The 576-nt window shown below is 58.9% G+C and carries 1 protein-coding gene; it reads right to left on the minus strand.

The annotated features are described in order from the left end of the window. Nucleotides 1-562, minus strand: a 562-nt coding sequence (locus tag R4P08_RS18410) for an integrase core domain-containing protein (RefSeq protein ID WP_317815310.1), incomplete at its 3' end; no start/stop codon positions are given. Nucleotides 563-576: the final 14 nt, after the last annotated feature.

The raw sequence follows: 576 nt of genomic DNA on the forward strand, positions 1-576 counted from the left end.
GCGTGAGGTAGCCCAGTGATGAGTGCCGGTGTCGATGGTTGTGGTCGTCTTTGAAGTCCTCGATCACCACCCTCGCTTCGAGCAGGCTCGTCCAGTGATTGCGGTTGAGGCACTCCTTCCGTAGTCGGTTGTTGAACGATTCGATGTGTCCGTTGTTCCACGGCGTCCCCGGCGGGATGTACGAGATACCGACACGGTCACGACAAAACTGTTGCAGCACATGGGAAATGAACTCCGGACCGTTGTCCATCCGCAGCACCATCGGCGGCCCGCCCCACAACGCGAACGTCTTGTCGAGCTCGTCGGTCAGTCGTTGCGCGGTGATCGAACGTTCCACAATGTTCAACAGGGACTGCCGGGTGTGTTCGTCGATCATCGACGCGATTTTGATCGCCTTCCCGTCGACCGTGGAGTCGAACTGGAAGTCCATAGCCCACACCACTTTCGGTGCATCGGCTTCGATCTGCGGACATGAGCTTATGCCGGCGCGTTTGCGCGGATGGTAGATCCGAACCTGCAGACCCTCCTCCTTCCAGAGCCGGTGCACCTTCTTCTTGTTCACCGCCAAGCCCTCGT

This window comes from Rhodococcus sp. IEGM 1408 (genome assembly GCF_033142235.1).
Lineage (GTDB): Bacteria > Actinomycetota > Actinomycetes > Mycobacteriales > Mycobacteriaceae > Dietzia.